General features: G+C 64.0%; 18 protein-coding genes. 5 read left to right on the forward strand and 13 right to left on the reverse strand.

The window, feature by feature from the left end; translation table 11 throughout:
* The first annotated feature begins 16 nt into the window (after positions 1-16).
* From EN955_RS16665 to EN955_RS16675, 3 genes are all read left to right on the forward strand, one after another.
* Positions 17-814 (forward strand): membrane protein, encoded by a 798-nt coding sequence (locus EN955_RS16665; RefSeq protein WP_024504075.1) that lies wholly within the window; start codon positions 17-19, stop codon positions 812-814.
* 160 nt (positions 815-974) lie between these two features.
* A complete protein-coding gene (locus EN955_RS16670) occupies positions 975-1,649 on the forward strand; it encodes a winged helix-turn-helix domain-containing protein (protein WP_024504076.1) in 675 nt (224 codons plus the stop codon).
* Positions 1,646-3,016: a HAMP domain-containing sensor histidine kinase gene (locus EN955_RS16675; RefSeq protein WP_024504077.1), complete on the forward strand. Its 1,371-nt coding sequence runs from the start codon at positions 1,646-1,648 to the stop codon at positions 3,014-3,016. Before EN955_RS16670 ends, EN955_RS16675 begins: the two co-directional genes overlap by 4 nt.
* A 51-nt stretch (positions 3,017-3,067) precedes the next feature.
* Here EN955_RS16675 and EN955_RS16680 read toward each other — a convergent pair whose 3' ends face one another.
* Complete coding sequence (locus tag EN955_RS16680) at positions 3,068-3,496, reverse strand: Lrp/AsnC family transcriptional regulator (protein WP_013528746.1); 429 nt, start codon at positions 3,494-3,496, stop codon at positions 3,068-3,070.
* A gap of 115 nt (positions 3,497-3,611) precedes the next feature.
* Here EN955_RS16680 and EN955_RS16685 point away from each other — a divergent pair, with 115 nt between their 5' ends.
* On the forward strand, positions 3,612-4,715 hold the full coding sequence (locus EN955_RS16685) for a saccharopine dehydrogenase family protein (RefSeq protein ID WP_024504078.1): 1,104 nt from the start codon (positions 3,612-3,614) through the stop codon (positions 4,713-4,715).
* Positions 4,716-4,755: 40 nt separating this feature from the next.
* On the opposite strand, the gene EN955_RS16690 is transcribed toward EN955_RS16685, so the two are convergent.
* The 5 genes from EN955_RS16690 to EN955_RS16710 form a co-directional block, all read right to left on the reverse strand.
* On the reverse strand, positions 4,756-5,631 hold the full coding sequence (locus EN955_RS16690; protein ID WP_024504079.1) for a glycosyltransferase: 876 nt from the start codon (positions 5,629-5,631) through the stop codon (positions 4,756-4,758).
* A gap of 152 nt (positions 5,632-5,783) precedes the next feature.
* Positions 5,784-7,181 carry a dihydrolipoyl dehydrogenase gene (gene lpdA / locus EN955_RS16695; protein WP_024504080.1) on the reverse strand — a complete coding sequence of 466 codons (1,398 nt, stop codon included), beginning with the start codon at positions 7,179-7,181 and terminating at the stop codon, positions 5,784-5,786.
* A gap of 201 nt (positions 7,182-7,382) precedes the next feature.
* Complete coding sequence (locus EN955_RS16700) at positions 7,383-8,699, reverse strand: dihydrolipoamide acetyltransferase family protein (RefSeq protein ID WP_024504081.1); 1,317 nt, start codon at positions 8,697-8,699, stop codon at positions 7,383-7,385.
* A 1-nt stretch (position 8,700) separates the two neighbouring features.
* Positions 8,701-9,714, reverse strand: coding sequence for an alpha-ketoacid dehydrogenase subunit beta (locus tag EN955_RS16705; RefSeq protein ID WP_013528742.1), 1,014 nt, complete (start codon positions 9,712-9,714; stop codon positions 8,701-8,703).
* A 3-nt stretch (positions 9,715-9,717) separates the two neighbouring features.
* Positions 9,718-10,950 carry a 3-methyl-2-oxobutanoate dehydrogenase (2-methylpropanoyl-transferring) subunit alpha gene (locus EN955_RS16710; RefSeq protein ID WP_013528741.1) on the reverse strand — a complete coding sequence of 411 codons (1,233 nt, stop codon included), beginning with the start codon at positions 10,948-10,950 and terminating at the stop codon, positions 9,718-9,720.
* Between the two features lie 353 nt (positions 10,951-11,303).
* Between EN955_RS16710 and holA the strand changes: the two genes are divergently transcribed.
* Complete coding sequence (holA, locus tag EN955_RS16715) at positions 11,304-12,347, forward strand: DNA polymerase III subunit delta (protein WP_024504082.1); 1,044 nt, start codon at positions 11,304-11,306, stop codon at positions 12,345-12,347.
* A 45-nt stretch (positions 12,348-12,392) separates the two neighbouring features.
* Here the strand turns inward: holA and EN955_RS16720 are convergent, their stop codons facing one another.
* From EN955_RS16720 to mnmE, 7 genes are all read right to left on the reverse strand, one after another.
* On the reverse strand, positions 12,393-13,181 hold the full coding sequence (locus EN955_RS16720; protein WP_024504083.1) for a DUF2182 domain-containing protein: 789 nt from the start codon (positions 13,179-13,181) through the stop codon (positions 12,393-12,395).
* A 33-nt stretch (positions 13,182-13,214) separates the two neighbouring features.
* Complete coding sequence (locus EN955_RS16725; protein WP_024504084.1) at positions 13,215-13,841, reverse strand: DUF1326 domain-containing protein; 627 nt, start codon at positions 13,839-13,841, stop codon at positions 13,215-13,217.
* 513 nt (positions 13,842-14,354) lie between these two features.
* Positions 14,355-15,245, reverse strand: coding sequence for a ParB/RepB/Spo0J family partition protein (locus EN955_RS16730; protein ID WP_024504085.1), 891 nt, complete (start codon positions 15,243-15,245; stop codon positions 14,355-14,357).
* Positions 15,246-15,308: 63 nt separating this feature from the next.
* Entirely contained in the window at positions 15,309-16,109 is an 801-nt protein-coding gene (locus tag EN955_RS16735; protein ID WP_024504086.1) for a ParA family protein, read from the reverse strand.
* A gap of 52 nt (positions 16,110-16,161) precedes the next feature.
* Complete coding sequence (gene rsmG / locus EN955_RS16740; protein WP_024504087.1) at positions 16,162-16,794, reverse strand: 16S rRNA (guanine(527)-N(7))-methyltransferase RsmG; 633 nt, start codon at positions 16,792-16,794, stop codon at positions 16,162-16,164.
* The gene (gene mnmG / locus EN955_RS16745) at positions 16,791-18,671 is read right to left on the reverse strand and encodes a tRNA uridine-5-carboxymethylaminomethyl(34) synthesis enzyme MnmG (RefSeq protein ID WP_024504088.1); all 1,881 of its coding nucleotides are present in this window, start codon (positions 18,669-18,671) and stop codon (positions 16,791-16,793) included. The genes rsmG and mnmG overlap by 4 nt, the downstream gene beginning before the upstream one ends.
* A 300-nt stretch (positions 18,672-18,971) precedes the next feature.
* On the reverse strand, positions 18,972-20,303 hold the full coding sequence (mnmE, locus tag EN955_RS16750; protein WP_024504089.1) for a tRNA uridine-5-carboxymethylaminomethyl(34) synthesis GTPase MnmE: 1,332 nt from the start codon (positions 20,301-20,303) through the stop codon (positions 18,972-18,974).
* Between the last annotated feature and the right edge of the window lie 4 nt (positions 20,304-20,307).

Genomic DNA, 20,307 nt, shown 5'->3' on the forward strand with positions numbered 1-20,307 from the left:
CCTCAGGACTTCAGCCATGCTCGCGCCCAACAGGCAACAACCCGCCCCACCGAGCCACAACAGGGTTCCCGACGTCACTCTCGATTTCTGGGTGATCAAGTTGATGGCGGTCACCACCGGCGAGACCGCGGCGGATTATCTTGCCGACACGATCGGGCTTGGGCTGACCGTCACCTCGCTGATCATGACCGGCATCCTGATCGCTGCCCTCGTCCTGCAGTTTGCGCAGAAGCGTTACGTGCCGTGGGCCTACTGGCTGGCGGTGGTGCTGATCAGCATCGTCGGCACCCTGGTGACGGACAATCTCGTCGACACTTTCGGCGTGCGCCTGCAGACCACGACCATCGCCTTCTCGGTTGCGCTCGCCGCGACATTCGCGGTCTGGTACGCCAGCGAACGGACGCTGTCGATCCACACCATCTTCACCACCAGGCGCGAAATCTTCTACTGGCTGGCGATCCTCTTGACCTTCGCGCTCGGCACCGCCGCCGGCGATCTCGTCGCCGAAAGCTTCGACATGGGCTACCTCACCACAGGCCTGCTGTTCGGCGGCGCCATCGCGCTCATCGTGCTGGCCTACTGGCTGCTCAATCTCGACGGCATCCTGGCCTTCTGGCTCGCCTATATCCTGACGCGGCCGCTCGGCGCCTCCTTCGGTGACCTGCTGTCGCGATCGGCCAGGCATGGCGGCCTGGGCTTCGGCACCATCTTCACCAGCCTGCTCTTCCTCGGCTGTATCATTGCGCTCGTCCTGCACATGACCCTGAAGGGGACAACCGACGAAGCCGATGAACTGTTGCTGGACCTGGACTAGGTGCAGAGCGGATGCGCTAGCATTGACAATTGCCGAAAACCCCACCGCTTCGGCCAATCGTGAACGTTCTAGCGCCACCATCCCTGCGCCTTCGTGACATCCTAGGAACAAGCCCGTGCCGGTGATAGCCTCTCCATCTCGGCAACGGACCGGACCTTTCATGCGACTGCTTCTCGTCGAGGACGACCACAGGACGGCCGACTATATCGTCAGGGGACTGACCGAGGCCGGCCATGTCTGCGATCTCCTGCGCAACGGCCATGACGGGCTGTTCGCGGCGACCCGGGGCAAATACGACGTGATCGTCGCCGATCGGATGATCCCCGGTCTCGACGGCCTGTCGATGGTCAAGGCGGTGCGCGCCGCCGGCGTGCGGACGCCGGCGATCTTCCTCACCTCCGTCGGCGGCATCGACGACCGCGTCGAGGGGCTCGAGGCCGGCGGCGACGACTATCTGGTCAAGCCCTTCGCCTTTTCCGAACTCCTCGCCCGCATCAATGCGCTTGGCCGGCGGCCGGCGGCGCAGGAGCAGAAAACCGTCCTGCGGGTCGTCGACCTCGAAATGGACCTGATCATGCGCCGCGTCACGAGGCGGGGCCAGCCGATCGACCTGCAGCCGCGGGAGTTCAGCCTGCTGGAAGTGCTGATGCGCGGCGAAGGCCGCGTCATCACCCGCACCATGCTTCTGGAGCGTGTCTGGGATTTTCATTTCGATCCCAGGACCAGCGTCGTCGAGACCCATATCAGCCGGCTGCGGGCCAAGGTCGACAAGCCCTTCGAAACCCAGCTCATCCACACCGTCCGCAACACCGGCTACAGCCTGCACGCGCCATGACCGGAACCTGGTCCCGCCTGCTTCGCAGCACACCATTCCGGCTTGCCCTGACCTTCGCCTTCCTGTTCGTGCTGGCCTTCGTCCTGTCTGGCGCCATCGTCTACCAGATGATGAGCGCCGATCTTGCCGAGCGGCTCGACGACACCATCAAGGAAACCTACGCGGTCGTCGCCGCGACCTATGCCGAGAACGATCTCAAGGAGCTGGTTGAGACCGTCGGCAGCCACTCCCTGCGCAGCCTCAAGAAGGAGCAGCTGTTTTCGTTGACCGACGCAACGGGCAATCGCCTGGCCGGCAACTTCACCGCGGCAGGGCTTCCCGACGGCTTCTCGATGTTCGACACCGAAATGCCCGGCGTGCCGCCCGGCGCCGAGTACCGCGCCTATTCCGGCCCGGTCGGCGGCAACACGCTGACCGTCGCCTTCAGCCTTTCCGAGACGGAGGAGCTGGAGAGGATCGTGCTGATGAGCTTTGGCTGGGGAACCCTGATCATCACCGGGCTGGCGGTCGCCGGCGGCGCCCTGCTCGCCTCGCGCGTCCAGCGCCGTCTCGACGGCATCGCCGCCACCATGGTGGATGTCTCGCATGGACGGCTGGACACCCGCATTCCGCTGACCGGCAAGGGTGACGACATCGACATCGTCTCCAGCCAGGTCAATGCCGCGCTCGACCGCCTGTCGGCGCTGGTCGAAGGCATGAAACAGGTCAGCGCCAACATCGCCCACGATCTGAAGACGCCGCTCAACCGGTTGCAGATGATCCTCGACACCGCGTCGGAAAAGAACCTGTCGGGCCGGAAAATCGCCGCTGAACTGGCGGAGGCGCATGCCGAGAGCCTGCAGATCAACGAGACCTTCGATGCCCTGCTGCGCATCGCGCAGATCGAGGCCGGCGCCCGCCGGGCGCGGTTCACCGATGTCGATCTGGGCGAGGTGCTGCAAACCATCGCCGAGATCTATGCCGATGTTGCCGAGGACGACGGAAAGTCGCTGTCGTTGGCGCAACCACAGGAAACGACGGACCGGATCCATGGCGATCGCGAGCTGCTGACGCAGATGTTCGCCAATCTGGTCGAGAACGCGTTGCGCCATTGTCCATCGGGCACGACGATAAAGCTGTCGGTGGCGCGCCAGGACGAACGCGTCGTTGCGGGCGTCGCCGACAACGGTCCCGGCATTCCGGCGGCAGAGCGCGAGAAAGTGTTCCAGCGGCTCTACCGGCTGGACCACAGCCGCTCGACATCAGGCAGCGGCCTCGGGCTCAGCCTTGTCCGGGCCATCGCCGATCTGCACGGCGCATCGATCACGCTCGAGGATTGCCGACCGGGACTTGCGGTGGTGGTGCGTTTTCCGCTGGCTACGGATTAGCCGGCGAAACGGCTGGTGCTGTTCAAGCCCAGCTTGGGTTGAGAGGTCCCCTCACCTATCTATCCGCGTCGACAGGATGATCGATGACAGCGTCCGCTCGACTCCGTCCATGGCGCCGATCTGGTCGAGCAGCATGTCGAGGTCGCGGATCGATGGCGCGTCGACGATGACGATCATGTCGAAATTGCCGCTGACCGAATGCAGCGTCCGGACCGTCGCCAAACCGCGCAGGCCGCGCACCACCTTGTCGGCAAGCTTGGGCGTCACGGTGAGCAGCACATGCGCCCGCACCAGCCCCTGCTCATAATCCGGCGCCAGCCGCACGCCGTAGCCTGATATGATGCCGCGCTGCTCCAGCCGTTCGATCCGGCTCTGCACGGTTGTCCGCGAGACGCCAAGCCGCCGCGCCAGCTCGGCGGTCGAGGCGCGCGCATTCTCGCGCAGCAGCGAAAGCAGGGTCTGTTCGGCATCGCTGAGCATTTCGACGATTCTTCTCGGCGGACTGACCAATCAATGGGTTCGTTTCGTACAGAACCACGCTTCCTTTCGACGGGCAAGCTGCGAATCTGTGCTCACAACCAGTGAGGGATTTGTCATGAAGAAAATTGTCGTTGTCGGCGCCGGCAAGATCGGCTCGACCATTGCCGAGATGCTCGCCGCCACGGGAGATTATCAGGTCACGCTCGTCGACCGCTCGGCAGCACAGCTCGCAGCGGCCGAAGTCCCGGCCACGGTTGCGACGCTGGAGCTCGACATCGAAGCGTCCGGCACGCTTGAAGCCGCACTCGCCGGCAAATTCGCGGTGCTCAGCGCCGCTCCCTTCCATCTGACCACCCGCATCGCCGAGGCGGCGGCCAGTGCCGGCGTGCACTATCTCGACCTGACCGAGGACGTCGTCTCGACCCGCCGCGTCAAGGAATTGGCGCGTTCGGGCAGAAGCGCCTTCATTCCGCAATGCGGCCTGGCGCCGGGCTTCATCTCGATCGTCGCCAACGATCTCGCCAGCCGTTTCGATTCGCTGGAGAGCGTGCGCATGCGCGTCGGAGCTTTGCCGCAATATCCCTCCAATGCGCTGAACTACAATCTGACCTGGAGCACCGACGGCGTCATCAACGAATATTGCGAGCCCTGCGAGGCGATCGTCGAGGGCGAGCTGGTCGAGGTACCGCCACTGGAGGAGCGCGAGGAGTTCTCGCTCGACGGCGTCACTTACGAGGCATTCAACACCTCCGGCGGGCTCGGCACGCTGGCCGAGACGCTGAAGGGCAAGGTGCGCACGCTCAACTACCGCACCATCCGCTACCCCGGCCACGCCGCGATCATGAAGGCGCTGCTCAACGACCTCGGCCTGCGCCATCGCCGCGACGTGCTGAAGGACATTTTTGAAAGCGCCCTGCCGGCGACATTGCAGGACGTCGTCATCGTCTTCGTCACCGTCTCCGGCCGCAAGAACGGCCGCCTGCTGCAGGAGACCTACGCCAACAAGGTCTATTCCCAGCGTATCGGCCAGGTGGTGCGCAGCGCCATCCAGATCACCACGGCGTCCGGCATCTGCGCCGTGCTCGACATGCTGGCCGACGGCAGCCTGCCGGCGACCGGCTTCATCAAGCAGGAAGACATCGCGCTGGACGCATTTCTAGCCAACCGTTTTGGCCGCGCCTATGCCCAGCACGAAATGGTGAGCCGGCTGGCGGGGTGAAGCGCATAATCTCCCGCTTGAGGGGGAGATTAGCATCGAGCTATTTCCGCAAGACCATCGGCCGCCCAAGCAGAAACCGGACAAAATTGCCGGCGTTGCGCGAGGCCTTGGCCGAAGTCTGCGGCATCTGCTTTTGCGTAGTCTCTTTTCGAGCCGGCGCGCGCGCATTTGTCTCGGCACCGGGCCGGCCCACGGTGAAAGCCGGCTCGGCGACCGGCTTGCCGCGCAAGACATTGGCTGCATTGTTGTCATGAATGACGATGCACCATTGAGCCTCCTTCGAGGCCGCCCCGACAGTGTTGAAACGCGTCGCCATCTTCGTGTGCTCGTCGCAATAGACCCCGTTCATGGACGGTGATCGCTTCTCGACCAGAGTGCCGAAGGCCGACGTTGGATATTCGTGCTGCGTGTAGTGGTTGGTTGCCGCATCGAAATTCTGGCCGTGCGGAAAGGCGATATAGAGCGGTTGCTGGTTCACCTCGCCCTTGGCGATTTCCCGGCGCGCGTAGAAATCGACACGCTCCATGAAGGTCGGCGCCAGCGCGTCATCGCTGTCGAGCCGAGTCAGCAAAACAAATTCGGCATCCGTGTCGCTTTGGACAAACGCATTGAAGGCGACATTGTAGTTCTCGCCGGCCTTGATGAGAACCGGCCTGACATCAATCCCGGCCGCGCAGCCGCAGACGATCCGGATGTAGTTCTCATGTGTTTCGGAATCGAACGCAATCAGGACCGTAAAGTCCTTCTGCGACTGGCCCTCGAGCGACGGCGCGCAATAGGTGTCGAACAGCGCCAGCCGCTCGACCAGCCACACCGGGTCGAGATTGGCTCTGCCGTGTCCATTCCATTGGCTCGGCATGAAGCCGGTGGCGGTGTTGTAGCGAATCGCCACGTATTTCTTCAGGTCGGTGCTCATGGGAGGAGACTAGAGCATGATCCCGAAGGGTGGAATCCGGTTCTCGGAAAACATGGTACGCGGCACTTTCCCGCCAATCGCTTTGGTCGCGCCTAGATGAGCGGCTGGCGAGGGAAGGAAGAGAGCTGGCTCGAACAGGTTCGCCCCTTTCCTCAAATATGCAGCGCGTGTCCCAGCGCCTTCAGCGCTGCTTCCTGGAATCCCTCGCCCTGCGTCGGATGCGCGTGGATGGTGCCGGCGATGTCCTCCAGCCGCGCGCCCATCTCCAGCGCCAGCCCGAACGCCGCCGCCAGTTCCGACACACCCTGCCCGACCGCCTGGATGCCGAGCACCAGATGGTTGTCGGCGCGGGCCAAGACGCGGACAAAGCCGTCCTCGCCCAGCTTCGTCATCGCCCGGCCGTTGGCCGCGAACGGGAACATGCCGATCTTGATCTCGCCGCCGAGCGCCTTGGCTTCTTCCGGCGAAAGACCAGCGGTCACCAGTTCGGGATCGGTGAAGCAAACGGCGGGTATCGAACGCTTGTCCCAGCTGCGCTTGTGGCCGGCAACGATCTCGGCAACCATCTCGCCCTGCGCCATCGCCCGGTGCGCCAGCATCGGCTCGCCGGTGACGTCGCCAACGGCGAAGATGCCGCGCATCGAGGTGCGGCACTGGTCGTCGATGCGGATGAATTTGCCGGCCATGTCGAGGTCGATCTGCTCGAGCCCCCAGCCCTCGGTCACCGGCTTGCGCCCGACCGTGACCAGGATTTTTTCGGCGGCGACCTTGGCGCTTTTGCCGTCCGAGGTCTCGACCAGCAACGCGTCACCCTTGGTTGAAAGCCCCTTGGCCTTGGCGCCCAGCATCACCTCGACGCCGAGCGCGGTGAGCCGCTTGACCACCGGCCGGGTCAGCTCCGCATCATACTGCGCCAGCACGCGCGGCAAGGCCTCGATCACGGTCACCTCAGCGCCCATCTTGGCAAATGCCATGCCGAGTTCCAGCCCAATATAGCCGCCACCGACGACCGCGAGCTTTTTCGGCACTTCGCTGAGCGCCAGTGCCTCGGTTGACGAAATCACCGACCCGCCAAACGGCAAGAACGGCAACTCGACCGGCGCCGAGCCGGTGGCGATCACGATGGTTTCAGCACGGATCACTTGGCTACCCGTCTCGGTCTCGACCGCGACCGTCTTGCCGTCGCGAAAGCTCGCCCAGCCATGCACGGTTTTCACGCCTGCCTTCTTGAGCAGGCCGGCGACGCCACTGTTGAGCCGGCTGACGATGCCGTCCTTCCAGGCGACGGTCCGGGCAAGATCGAGCGTCGGCGCGGTGACCGAAATGCCGAGCGGGCTCTTGCCGCCCGCCATGTGCGACACCTTCTCGAACTCCTCCGCCGCATGGATCAGCGCCTTGGACGGGATGCAGCCGACATTGAGGCAGGTGCCGCCCGGCTTGCCGGCCTCGACGATCACCGTATCGACGCCGAGCTGTCCGGCCCGAATAGCGCAGACATAGCCGCCGGGCCCGGCGCCGATGACGAGCAGCTTGCAGGAGATTTCTTTCATGATGGCACGCTCTTTCTGGTGGCGAAGACCCCCTCATCCGGCCGCTTCGCGGCCACCTTCTCCCCGGTGGGGAGAAGAGGCGAGCACAGACGCCGGCGACCTCCTCTCCCCTCGGGGAGAGGTCGGATTGCCCCGAATTGCCCTTCGCAATTCGGTTTTGGCAATCCGGGTGAGGGGGCCCTTGCGACCGTTCTCATCCCCTCAATCCACGAAAATCAGCGCCGGCGTTTCCAGCAGCGTCTTGATCCGCTGGATGAACACCGCCGCATCCCACCCATCGATCACCCGATGGTCGAAGCTCGACGACAGGTTCATCATCTTGCGCGGCATGAACTGGGTGCCGTCCCACACCGGCCGCACCATCATCTTGTTGACGCCGACGATCGCCACTTCCGGATGGTTGATGACCGGCGTCGTCGCCACGCCGCCCATGGCGCCGAGCGAGGTGATGGTGATGGTCGAGCCGGACAGCTCGTCGCGTGTTGCTGTGCCGGACTTGGCCGCCTCGGCCAGCCTGATGACCTCGGCGCCGCAATCCCAGATGTCGCGCGCCTCGGCGTGCTTGACCACCGGAACCACCAGCCCCGACGGCGTCTGTGCGGCGATGCCGATATGGATGCCGCCATGCTGATGGACGATGCCGGCCTCGTCGTCGAACAGGGAGTTGAGATTGGGCTGGTCCGCGATCGCCTTGACCATCGCCCGCATCAGGAACGGCAGCAGCGTCAGTTTCGGCCGCTCCACGCCAGGACGCTTCTCCTTGTTGAGCGCCGCGCGCAATTCCTCCAGTGCGGTGACGTCGATCTCCTCGACATAGGTGATGTGCGGAATGCGCGATTTGGACAGCGACATCTTCTCGGCGATCTTGCGCCGCAAGCCGACCACCTTGATATCCTGCACAGCATCGTTGCGGGCGAGGCCGGATGCCTTTGCGACCCGCGGCCCGCGCGCCAGGAACGCTTCGATGTCCTCATGGCCGATGCGACCGGCCGGACCGGATCCGGCAACCTGCCTGAGATCGATGCCGGCTTCTTTTGCCCGCAGACGAACGGCCGGCGACGCCAGCGGTCTTTCGCCTTCAGGCCGCGGCGCGCCGGAGACGGAAGGCTGCGCCGTGCTTTTCTGTGAGGCTGCCGGTTTCGCCTTGGGCTCGTCGCTTCTTGGCGATGTCTTCACGACCGGCGCAGCAGCCTCGGGCTTCGGCGTCGGAAGTTTTGCCGGAGGCTCAGCGGACACCGCTTCCACTTCGGCGCCTTGCGGCTTGGCGTTGCCCTCGCCCGCCACCTTCAGCCGCACGATGGGCGAACCGATGGCCACCGTGTCGCCGATCTCGGCGCCCAGCCACAGGATCTCGCCATCGACCGGCGACGGGATTTCAACCGTCGCCTTGTCGGTCATGACTGCGGCGAGCACAGTGTCCTCGCGGACGATATCGCCGACCTTGACGTGCCATTCGACCAGCTCGGCCTCGGCGACGCCTTCGCCGACGTCGGGCAGCTTGATGATGTGTTCGCCCATCTCAGGCTCCCATGGTTTCAAGCAAGGCACGGCCAACGCGGGCGGGACCGGGAAAATAATCCCACTCCTGCGCATGCGGATAGGGCGTGTCCCAGCCGGCAACGCGAGCAACCGGCGCTTCGAGGTGATAGAAACAGTTTTCCTGCACCAGCGCCGACAGCTCGGCGCCGAAGCCCGAGGTCAGCGTCGCCTCATGCACGATGACGCAGCGCCCGGTCTTTTTCACCGAGGCGACGATCGTATCGAGATCGAGCGGCAGCAGGGTCCTGAGGTCGATGATCTCGGCATCGATGCCGGTTTCTTCGACAGCCGCCTGCGCGACATAGACCATGGTGCCGTAGGCGAGCACGGTGAGGGCCGAGCCTGCCCTGCGGATCGCCGCCTTGCCGAGCGGCACCGTGTAGTGGCCGTCGGCCACCTCGCCCAGCTCATGCTTCGACCAGGGCGTCACCGGCCGGTCGTGATGACCATCGAACGGACCGTTGTAGAGCCGCTTCGGCTCGAGGAAAATCACCGGATCCGGATCCTCGATCGCCGCGATCAAAAGCCCCTTGGCGTCGTGCGGGTTGGACGGCACCACCGTCTTCAGCCCCGACACATGGGTGAACAGCGCCTCAGGGCTCTGGCTGTGCGTCTGGCCGCCAAAAATGCCGCCGCCGGTCGGCATGCGCACCACGATCGGGCAGGTGAAATCGCCGTTGGAGCGGTAGCGCAGCCGTGCCGCTTCCTGGGTCAGCTGGTCGTAGGCCGGGTACATGTAGTCGGCAAACTGAATTTCCACGCACGGCTTCAAGCCATAGGCGGCCATGCCGATGGCCGAGCCGACAATGCCGGATTCGTTGATCGGCGCATCGAAGCAGCGGCTCTTGCCATATTTGGCCTGCAAGCCCTGCGTGCAGCGGAAGACGCCACCGAAGAAGCCGACGTCCTCGCCGAACACGACGACTTTTTCGTCGCGCCCCATCGACACGTCCATGGCATCGCGAATGGCTTCGATCATGGTCCGCCTCGGCATGGCTCAGACTCCCGCCTGCTGGCGCTGGCGTCTGAGATGCGGCGGCATCTCGGCATAGAGCCCCTCGAACATGTCGCGCGTCGACGGCTTGCCGCCGGCATGCAGCGTGCCGTGGCCTTCGGCTTCCTTCTGCGCCGCGATAACCGTGTCGAGGATTTCCGCCTCGGCCTGCGCGTGCCGCTCGTCCGACCAGACGCCGAGCGCGATGAGATGGTTCTTCAGCCGCACGATCGGGTCGCCGAGCGGCCAGGCGTCGGATTCGGTCTTCGGCCGGTAGGCGGACGGGTCGTCCGAGCTCGAATGTGCGCCGGCACGGTAGGTGACATATTCGACCAGCGTCGGCCCGAGATTGCTGCGCGCCCGCTCCGCCGCCCATTTGGCCACGGCGTGGACGGCGAGGTAGTCGTTGCCGTCGACGCGCAGTGACGGGATGCCGAAGCCGAGGCCCCTGGCCGCGAACGTGCCCGAACCGCCGCGCGCGATGCCTTGAAAGGTCGAGATTGCCCACTGGTTGTTGACGACATTGAGCACGACCGGCGCCTTGTAGGTGGAGGCGAACACCAGCGCCGAGTGGAAATCGGACTCGGCCGTCGAGCCGTCGCCGATCCACGCGGCTGCGATGCGCGAATCGTTCGATATCGCCGAGGCCATCGCCCAGCCGACCGCCTGGATGTACTGCGTCGCCAGATTGCCGGAGATCGAGAAGAAGCCGTGCTCCTTCGACGAATACATGACCGGCAATTGCCGGCCCTTCAGCGGGTCGGCTTCGTTGGAATAGATCTGGTTCATCATCGTGACCATCGGGTAGCCATCGGCAATCAGCAGCCCTGCCTGGCGATAGGTCGGAAAGTTCATGTCGCCCGGCGCCAGTGCCTTGCGGAAGGCGCAAGCCACAGCCTCTTCGCCCAGATGCTGCATGTAGAACGAGGTCTTGCCCTGCCGCTGCGCCATCTGCATGCGCGCATCGAAGGTCCGTAGCGTCATCATGTGGCGCAGGCCGGTGAGAAGCTCGTCGCTGGACAGCAGGCCGGCCCACGGGCCGACGGCCTCGCCCGTGCGGTTCAGCACGCGGATGATCGAGAAGGCATGATCGCGGATGGTGCGCGGATCGACATCGATCTCCGGGCGCGGCACCGAGCCGGCCTTGGGGATCGGCACGTTGGAAAAGTCAGGCGTTCCGCCCGGCCGCACTTCCGGCTCCGGAACGTGGAAACGCAACATCCCAGCATCGGCCATGACCTTTGTCCTCCAATGTTGCCCGGAACAGATATTTGCATATCTGCGCCGCCAGTGCGAATTCGTCGGGTAGCCTGCGGACGTCGGTCCCGGCCGCGCCGGCCGATCCAGCCTCCCACGCACCCAAGATGAAGATATGTCCGCGAAATTTCTTGTCGATGTTGGGCGGTGGCGCGCAATTAGAGAGAAGGTTGGGCGAGGTTTGCCGGCAGATAAGGTGATTGGTCGACGAACTCGCGCCTTTCCTCTCCCCCGTCGATCGGGGGAGAGGGGTCGAGCGAAGCTCGACGGAGTGGGGGTCGACCGTTCGCCCAAGCTGGATGCCGCCCCCACATCATGCTAACCAGCCCGCCATGGCACAGAAGAAAGCATATGAGGTCGATGGCTGGCTCGCGAAGCCGGACCAGCGGATCTCCATTGTCCTGCTTTACGGCCCCGATCGCGGCCTTGTCTCCGAGCGAGCAAAGGCCTTTGCCGGCAAGACCGGCCTGCCGCTCGACGATCCCTTCTCGGTGGTCAGGCTGGAGGGGTCGGAGGTTGACCGCGACGAGGGCCGGCTGCTCGACGAGGCCCGCACCGTGCCGATGTTTTCCGACCGGCGCCTGCTGTGGGTGCGCAATGCCAGCGGCCAGAAGGCATTGGCCGACGACGTCAAGGCGCTGACGGCCGAGCCCGCGCGCGATGCGATCATTCTCATCGAGGCCGGCGACCTCAAGAAAGGTGTCGGCCTGCGCGCCATCGTCGAGGCGGCCGACAATGCCATGGCCCTGCCTTGCTATGCCGATGAAGCCCGCGACATCGACACCGTCATCGACGGCGAACTGGGCAGGGCCGGCATGTCGATGACCATGGAAGCGAGACAGGCGCTGCGCCGCAATCTCGGCGGCGACCGGCTGGCCTCGCGCGGTGAGATCGAGAAGCTTGTGCTCTACGCCCATGGCCAGACCGAGATCGGCCTGGAGGAGGTCAAAGCGATGTCAGGTGATGTCTCCGGCGCGTCTTTCGACGACGCGGTCGACGCGCTTCTCGAAGGCAAGATCGGCGACTTCGACACCGCCTTCACCCGCCATTGCCAGTCCGGCGGCCAGCCCTTCCTGGTGCTGTCCTCGGCAATGCGGCAGTTGCAGCAGATCCAGATCATGCGCGGCCAGATGGAGTCCGGCAACCGCAACGCCGCCACGGTCGTTGCCGCCGCTCGCCCGCCGGTGTTTTTCTCGCGACGCAAGCTGGTGGAGAAAGCGCTGGAGCGCTGGAGCACCGAAGCGCTCGGCCGCGCACTGACCCGGCTGCAGACGGCGGTGCTGCAGACCAGACGGCGGCCGGATCTTTCCGTCGCGCTGGCAAGACAGGCGCTGCTTGGCATTGCGGTGGAGAGCAGCAGGTTGGCGCAGAGGTAGGAGAGCGATCCTCCTCTTCTCGGCACCGAGCGCTGCCTCCATCGGTCAATTCATTGTCATAGCGCCCACCTGCTGGAAGGTTGGCAGCGCCTGTGGAAAGACCAGCACCGCCGCGCCGTAAAGAAGCAGAGCGATGCCCGACACCTTTGCGATCCCACCTCCTGACGGGAGGGTCTTTTCCGCAAAGATCAGCAAGGTGACCACGGCCATTGCGGCGACGTTCATGATCCCGAGAGGAAAGAGGGCGAGAAACAAAAGCCAGCAGCAGCCCAGGCAAAAAAGTCCATGCTCCAGGCCCATGCGAACCGCACCCCCATAACCATCGCGCCATGAGGTCAGGATGAAGCCAATCGGCGTGCGGCATTTGGCCAGACACAGATCTTTCAGTGGGGAGAGTTGATAGGCGCCCCCAATCATCAGCAGCGCGCCGCCGATACGCGCGGCCGTCGCAGCGGACAATCCCACATGCCCGGCAAGCATCTCCGCACCCGCCGCACCGGCAAAGGCGATAAAGCCCATCACGCCCCAAACCAGCATATACCCGGCCACGAACACCCAGCTCGAGACAAAGGTCTCGCCCCGGCTCTGTTTGCCGGCCTGGACCTGGTGAAACGTCAGGATCATGGGCGCGGCCGTCGGAAACATCATGGCAATCATCATGATCATCCAGATGGCAAGAAACAGCGGCGCCTTCATACCCATGGTGAGTGCGTACATTTCCATGCGCATGTCCGCGTCCATGCCCATCTGCTGCCAGACAAGCAGGGTCCACGCCGCCGCAGCGATAGCGATCAGCAGCGCGAGAATGATGTATCGCTGCAACGTCGGGGCCATGGACGAGGTCGTTCCGTGCTACGCTGCCAACGGCTACTGCTGCCCAGACCAATTGATCGGGGCGTAATGTCCGTTTCGGCGGGAATTGTCCCAGCTCATGCCATGATCGCTGAATGTACTGCCTTCCGCCCCCATCGCCAGGGCGAGCCAATCGGGATTGACAGGATGGCCGGTGGCCGCCCACATCTGCCCGTCCTCGCGCATTGTCGGCAGCGGCTCGACCGCCATCTGCATGACGCCCGCAATCTCCGCCGACCGCTTCTTGCCGTCTATCCGGTAGCTTATCGGCACCTTCTTGGCGCCAAGATTCGTGCCAATCATGGGTGCCAGCACCGCCATAGGGCCGCCCGCAGCGCCGGTGAAGATGGCACCTAGCGCCTCTGTTTGCCTGTCATCGGCCCGTTCGTCGATATAGGCGGCGGCCGTCCAATTGCCGTTTGCCATAGGACCCGGCGTGTGAGCGACCATCGCGACACTGAGCCCATCCAATCGAACGTCGCCGTAGTTGCCCGTATTGATATGAAAGACCAAACCGACGTCGCAAACACCTTTCGTCGGCTTCGATGTCAGCTGCGCGTTGGTGGACAGCAGACAAGGACATACGACATCGCAGCTACAATTTTCGAAGTAACTTCCGGACAATTGCCAACGGACTGCCATTTGCACCTCCCACTTGCGTCAGGCGCGTCGGCATATCGCATTGGCGGGGCGGTGCCATTTCACGACTGTTGTAGGAACGGCAAATAGCCCCCGCCTCGACTGACCGGCACGCTAGGGCACATAATTTAAGCCATATCTAATATAGGTTACGCCGTTGCCTGGCACTGTCAAGCCGCGAGCGGCAGGGCTGGCGGCAGGCGCTGCTTGGGATCGCGGTTGAGAGCGCGAGGCTGGGGAGCGAGCCTGATCTCCCCCTCGAGGGGGAGATGTCGCCGAAGGCGACAGAGGGGGCCGCCGCGCGTGGGGCGCTGACCTCTTCTTCGTTCCCGCAGGGGCCCGGCGCTTGATGTGGGGCGACCCCCTCTGGCCTGCCGACCATCTCCCCTCAAGGAGGGAGATTCGCGGCGTCACCGATTTCGCCAATCACCAGCGCCCCAAAAGGAAAAGGCCGGCCAAACGGCCAGCCCCTTTCCACATGCGCAATCTCCGGCCTCAATATACTTCGCCGGCTAACTAACGCTCCTGCTTCAGCCTTCTGCACAGCTCATCAAGCTGCTCCAGCGACCGGTATGAAACCCGCAAAGTGCCGCCCTTGCCCTTGTGATCCACTGACACAATCATGCCGATCGTATCGGTCAACAGCTTTTCCAGCGCCAGCGTATCGGCGTCCTTTTGCTCCGGACTTGGCGCCGGCTTGGCTTCCTTGGTGCTGCTGGTGCCGGCCGGTATCTGGGCCAGCGCTTCGGCCTGGCGTACCGAAAGGCCCTCTTCGACGATACGCTTGGCAAGGCCGGCCGGATCTTCCGCCGTCACCAGCGTGCGGGCATGGCCCGCCGACAGCGCGCCGTCGACCAGCATGTCGCGGATCACGTCCGGCAGCTTCAGGAGCCTGAGCGTGTTGGCGACATGGCTGCGGCTCTTGCCGATCACCTGGCCGAGATCAGCCTGGGTGTAGCCGTGCTCGTCGATCAGCTGCTGATAGCCAAGTGCTTCCTCGACCGCATTGAGGTCGGTGCGCTGGACGTTTTCGATGATCGCCAGCTCGAGCGCGGTGCGGTCGTTGACCTCGCGGATGATGACCGGGATCTCGGAAAGCCCGGCGCGCTGCGCCGCCCGCCAGCGCCGCTCGCCGGCGATGATCTCGTAACGGCCGGCCTGTGCCGGCGAAGGACGCGCCACCACCGGCTGGACGACGCCGTGTTCGCGGATCGACTGGGCAAGGTCGGTCAGCTCGGCGTCGCCGAAATGCCGCCGCGGATTCTTCGGATTGGGGGTCAGGAACTCGATCGGCACCTTGCCGTCGGCGCTCATGCCTGATTTTTCAGGCGCAGCTGGGCGATCAATCTCGCCGATCAGCGCCGCCAGCCCACGCCCCAGTCTCTTTCTCGAAAGGTCTTCGCTCATCTTTATTCCAGGTTCCGGATCGTTTCGGTATCGAATCGGCTCTTTAGATTGCAGGGAGTCTAATCAAGCGGCGCGTAACTTGCGCTCGCGGCGGATCACTTCCGACGCCAGTTGCAGATAGGCCTGGCTGCCCGAGCATTTCAGATCGTAAAGGATCGCCGGCTTGCCGTAGGACGGCGCCTCGGACACCCGCACATTGCGCGGGATGACGGTCTCGTAGACCTTGTCGCCCATATGCGACCGCACATCCTGCACCACCTGGTTGGCGAGATTGTTGCGGCCGTCATACATGGTCAGCACGATGCCCTGGATGGTCAGATCCGGATTGATCGAGCGGCGCACCTGCTCGACCGTCTCCAGCAACTGGCTGAGACCTTCGAGCGCGAAGAACTCGCATTGCAGCGGCACAAGAACAGAATCGGCCGCAGCCATTGAATTCAAGGTCAAAAGGTTGAGCGAGGGCGGGCAGTCGATCAGCACATAGCCGAAAGGTGCGCCGCGCTCGGTCGCGGCGCGCAGCGCATTGCGCAGCTTCAGCACGCGGTCGGGCGCGGAGGCGATCTCCATTTCGATGCCGAGCAGGTCGAGCGTCGACGGCACGATCGACAGGCCGGGCACCGCCGTCGGGATGGCCGCGGCCTCCAGCTCCAGCTCGCCGGTCAGCACGTCATAGGACGAGACCGTCCGATCCTTGCGGTCGATGCCGAGGCCGGTGCTGGCATTCCCCTGCGGATCGAGATCGACGATCAGCACCTTTTCGCCGATCGCGGCCAGCGCGGTCGCCAGATTGATGGCGGTGGTTGTCTTGCCGACGCCGCCTTTCTGGTTGGCTACGGTGATGATTCGGGGGCCATTCTTCATCATGGGTTTATGCCAGAAATTCATTTTGGGCGCCAAATCGCCTGTCAGTGACGGATCAGACAGGTCGCAGGTTGGACAATTCCAGGATGACGCCGCCAGCGTCGGTCACACTGGGATGTTCTACCAGATCGAAGGACCATCGGTGAACGCTTTCTTGCACTTCGGTGCGGTAATCCCGGCCTTTGTGAAACAGGCCGCGCGCGCCTGAAATCAGCCAGGGCGCCGACAGGTCCAGCAAGGTCGAAAGCGGAGCCAGCGCCCGCGCCGTGACGATCTGCGGCGTCGAAACAAGCGCATGACTGTCGTCGATGCGGCGCGCCACCACCCGCGCCGGCAGGCTGAACTGCCCGACGACGGTCTGCAGGAAGGATGCTTTTTTGCGATTGCTTTCAATCAGATCGATGCTGGCGCCGTCGCGCTCGGCCAGCAGGAAAGCCATGACAAGGCCCGGAAATCCGCCGCCCGAGCCGATATCCACCCAGCGTGTGGCGGCAGGCTCTATGCGCGCGAGCTGCGCGCTGTCCAATATATGACGCTGCCAGACGTCGCCCGAGGTCGATTGCGCCACCAGATTGATGCTGCGATTCCACTTCTGGAACATCTGCTCGAACGCCACCAGCCGATCGAATGTTTCACGTGAAACCGGGCCTGCCGTGTCCTGCAGGCTCGCTAGGGTCATAGAACTCACGCAACATCCTTTTGCAGGCGCTGGGCGCTCTCCGCGTGACGGACATGCGCGACAATGATCGCCAGCGCCGCCGGCGTCATGCCTTCCATGCGCTGGGCATCGGCGATGGAGCGCGGCCGCCGCGCCTGCATCTTCTGCTTCAACTCGTTCGACAGACCCGGCACGCCAGCGAAATCGACCGTCTCGGGGATCAGCCGGCTCTCTTCATGCCGGATCTGCGCGACATCCGTCTTCTGGCGATCGAGATAGACCGAATATTTGGCCTCTGTTTCGAGTCGCTCCGCCGTCTTGCCGTCGATTGCCGCGAATCGCGAATCGATGCGTCCCAACCAGGCCACGTCGACGTCGGGATAGGACAGCAATTCATAACCGGACCGGCGCACGCCGTCCCGGTTGATTTCCAGCCCATGACGCGCCGCCTCGTTGGGCGTCATTGTGAGCAACTTCGCCAGCTCCCGAGCCTCATCCAGACTTTGCATGACATCCCCGTAGCGCTGCATCCGCTGCGCCGAGGCGATGCCCAGCCTGGCCGCCAGCGGCGTCAACCGCTCATCGGCATTGTCGGCGCGTAGCGACAGCCGGAACTCGGCCCGCGACGTGAACATCCGGTAGGGCTCCGCAATGCCCCGGCTGGTCAAATCATCGACCATGACGCCGATATAGGCCTCGGTGCGGCTGAGCACGATCTGCTCGCTGCCCGCCGCCCGCCGCGCCGCATTGAGGCCGGCTAGCAAGCCTTGCCCGGCCGCTTCCTCATAGCCGGTCGTGCCGTTGATCTGCCCGGCGAGGAACAGGCCGCTGATGCGCTTCGTCTCCAGCGTCTGATGCAGCTCGCGCGGATCGACATGATCATATTCAATGGCATAACCGGGCTGCAGCATGACGGCTCGCTCCAGCCCCGGAATGGTTTTCAAGATGTCGAGCTGCACATCTTCGGGCAGCGATGTCGAAATGCCATTGGGATAGACGGTGTCGTCGTCCAGGCCTTCCGGCTCCAGAAAAATCTGGTGCCCGTCCCTGTCCCCGAACTTGACGATCTTGTCCTCGATCGACGGGCAATAGCGCGGCCCAACGCCTTCGATCGAGCCGGAATACATGGCCGAGCGGCCAAGATTGGCGCGGATCAGCTCATGCGTGGCGGTCGTTGTGCGGGTGATGCCGCAATCGATCTGCGGCGTGGTGATACGGTCGGTCATCAGCGAGAACGGCACCGGATCCACATCCGCGGCCTGGCTTTCCAGCGACGCCCAGTCGATGGTTCGGCCATCGAGCCGCGGCGGCGTCCCGGTCTTCAGCCGTCCAAGCTTGAAGCCGGCGCGGTTCATCGTTGCCGACAGGCCGAGGCTCGCCTGCTCGTTCATGCGGCCCGCGATGATCTTCTTCTCGCCGATATGAATAAGCCCGCGCAGAAAAGTCCCGGTCGTCAGGACGACCGCGCCGCAAGCCAGGCGCCGCCCATCAGCCAGGAGAACAGCCCTGATCTGCCCGTCGGCGATTTCGAAGTCCAGAACCTCGCCTTCGACCACGTCGAGATCGTTCTGCTGCCGAATCGCTTCCTGCATGGCAAGGCGATAGAGCTTTCTGTCGGCCTGCGTACGCGGGCCGCGCACCGCGGGGCCTTTGCGGCGGTTGAGCAGGCGGAACTGGATGCCGGCCGCATCCGCCACGCGGCCCATGAGGCCGTCCATGGCATCGATCTCGCGCACCAGATGGCCCTTGCCGAGCCCGCCGATCGCGGGGTTGCACGACATCACGCCGATCGTGTCGAAACGCAGCGTCACCAGCGCGGTCCTGGCACCGGCGCGCGCGGCAGCGCTGGCCGCCTCGCAACCCGCGTGGCCGCCGCCCACCACAACCACATCATAGCGATTGGTCATTTCCAAACGTCCTGCACTCAGAAGAATGAGGGACACATGTCCCTGCGGAGCGACGCTGTCAAGAAAACTCCGCGACAAGTTTCACGTGAAACAGCCGCGCCGCTAGTCAGCCCAGTGTTTCACGTGAGTCATCGGGCCGCCTGACACGTTCACGTGAGTCATGCAGGCGGCGCAGCGCGGTGGTGGCTCAGATGAAGCCCCCCCGCCTTCGGGGTTCGTCGAAAATCACGAAGGCATGCGGCAAAGCAACATACGATCTAAAGGGAGCTCACGCCGCAACGACCCAATGTTTCACGTGAGTCATTTCCCGATGCAGAACTGCGAGAAGATCACGTCCAGCATGTCCTCGACGTCGATGGCGCCGACGATTCGGCCGAGGCGATCGGCGGCGAGCCGCAACTCCTCGGCGCGCAACTCCTGCCCGACAGAACGGCCATCGGTGGCGCGGAGCAGATGGCGGTTGGTCTCGCCAAGCAATTCGACGTGGCGAAGGCGCGACGGCAGGACATCGCCGACGCTGCCGGCCGCCTCCGCCGCCCGCTGGCCGATCTCCGCCAGCAGTTCCTTCACGCCCGTCCCGTTCTTCACTGAAATGACACGGTCGTAATCCTCCGTAGCGTCGCTCGCCGCGCGGCTTTCCAGCAGATCAAGCTTGGTGCCGACACGTAAGATCGGCGCTTCGGTCGGCAGCTCGCCGACATCCCTTGGTTTCGCCATGTCGTGAAGCAACAGCAAGAGATCGGCGCCATGCGCCTTGGCCCTCGCCTTCTCGATGCCCATCGCCTCGACCTTCCCCGGCGCATCGCGCAACCCGGCCGTATCCGTAAGCCGGACACGCAGCCCCTGAAGATCAAGTGTCACTTCAAGCAGGTCGCGGGTCGTGCCTGGCTCATCCGTTACTATAGCGGCATCGCGCCGCGCCAGGGCGTTGAACAGACTCGACTTACCGGCGTTGGGCGCACCGAGGATGACGACCTCAAAGCCGTCGCGAATGATCTCGGCGGCGCGAAATCCGGCGATGTGCCGGTCGATCTCGTCGATCATCGTTCTGACATCAGACCAGACCGTATCCGAAACGGAACCGGGGACGTCTTCCTCGTCGGCGAAATCGATCTCGGCCTCGATCATGGCGCGGGCATGGATCAGCCTGCGGCGCCAGCCGAGATAGAGTTCGCTTTGGGCGCCTCCGGCATTTTGGACCGCGAAGCGCCGCTGCGCCTCCGTCTCGGCATTGACGAGATCGGCCAGCGCCTCGGTTTCGACCAGGTCTACCTTGCCGTTCAGAAAAGCGCGACGCGTGAATTCGCCCGGTTCCGCGTGCCTGACGCCGTCAAAACCGGTCATCGTCTCCAGCATTTTTGCCACAACGGCACGGCCGCCATGAACGTGGAATTCCGCGACATCCTCGCCGGTGAAACTGGCCGGACCGGGAAAGAACACAACCAGGCCGGTATCGAGCAATGTCCCGTCAGACGCCCTGAATCGGCGCAGAGCCGCCGCGCGGTCCTTAACCATAGTCCCAGCAATCGTTTCGACCACGAATCGAGTCTGCGGGCCGGAAATTCGGATGACGGCGACGCCGGCAGGCAGCCGGCCGCTCGACAGCGCTACGATGGAATCGCCTGAAATCATTTGC

Source organism: Mesorhizobium sp. M7A.F.Ca.CA.001.04.2.1 (assembly GCF_003998485.1).
Lineage (GTDB): Bacteria > Pseudomonadota > Alphaproteobacteria > Rhizobiales > Rhizobiaceae > Mesorhizobium > Mesorhizobium ciceri.

Excerpts from the sequence above, each read along its gene's own strand:
- EN955_RS16665 (WP_024504075.1), top strand. The coding sequence starts at position 17 with ATGCTCGCGCCCAACAGGCAACAACCCGCCCCACCGAGCCACAACAGG.
- EN955_RS16670 (WP_024504076.1), top strand. The coding sequence starts at position 975 with ATGCGACTGCTTCTCGTCGAGGACGACCACAGGACGGCCGACTATATC.
- EN955_RS16675 (WP_024504077.1), top strand. The coding sequence starts at position 1,646 with ATGACCGGAACCTGGTCCCGCCTGCTTCGCAGCACACCATTCCGGCTT.
- EN955_RS16680 (WP_013528746.1), bottom strand. The coding sequence starts at position 3,496 with ATGCTCAGCGATGCCGAACAGACCCTGCTTTCGCTGCTGCGCGAGAAT.
- EN955_RS16685 (WP_024504078.1), top strand. The coding sequence starts at position 3,612 with ATGAAGAAAATTGTCGTTGTCGGCGCCGGCAAGATCGGCTCGACCATT.
- EN955_RS16690 (WP_024504079.1), bottom strand. The coding sequence starts at position 5,631 with ATGAGCACCGACCTGAAGAAATACGTGGCGATTCGCTACAACACCGCC.
- lpdA (WP_024504080.1), bottom strand. The coding sequence starts at position 7,181 with ATGAAAGAAATCTCCTGCAAGCTGCTCGTCATCGGCGCCGGGCCCGGC.
- EN955_RS16700 (WP_024504081.1), bottom strand. The coding sequence starts at position 8,699 with ATGGGCGAACACATCATCAAGCTGCCCGACGTCGGCGAAGGCGTCGCC.
- EN955_RS16705 (WP_013528742.1), bottom strand. The coding sequence starts at position 9,714 with ATGCCGAGGCGGACCATGATCGAAGCCATTCGCGATGCCATGGACGTG.
- EN955_RS16710 (WP_013528741.1), bottom strand. The coding sequence starts at position 10,950 with ATGGCCGATGCTGGGATGTTGCGTTTCCACGTTCCGGAGCCGGAAGTG.
- holA (WP_024504082.1), top strand. The coding sequence starts at position 11,304 with ATGGCACAGAAGAAAGCATATGAGGTCGATGGCTGGCTCGCGAAGCCG.
- EN955_RS16720 (WP_024504083.1), bottom strand. The coding sequence starts at position 13,181 with ATGGCCCCGACGTTGCAGCGATACATCATTCTCGCGCTGCTGATCGCT.
- EN955_RS16725 (WP_024504084.1), bottom strand. The coding sequence starts at position 13,841 with ATGGCAGTCCGTTGGCAATTGTCCGGAAGTTACTTCGAAAATTGTAGC.
- EN955_RS16730 (WP_024504085.1), bottom strand. The coding sequence starts at position 15,245 with ATGAGCGAAGACCTTTCGAGAAAGAGACTGGGGCGTGGGCTGGCGGCG.
- EN955_RS16735 (WP_024504086.1), bottom strand. The coding sequence starts at position 16,109 with ATGATGAAGAATGGCCCCCGAATCATCACCGTAGCCAACCAGAAAGGC.
- mnmG (WP_024504088.1), bottom strand. The coding sequence starts at position 18,671 with ATGACCAATCGCTATGATGTGGTTGTGGTGGGCGGCGGCCACGCGGGT.
- mnmE (WP_024504089.1), bottom strand. The coding sequence starts at position 20,303 with ATGATTTCAGGCGATTCCATCGTAGCGCTGTCGAGCGGCCGGCTGCCT.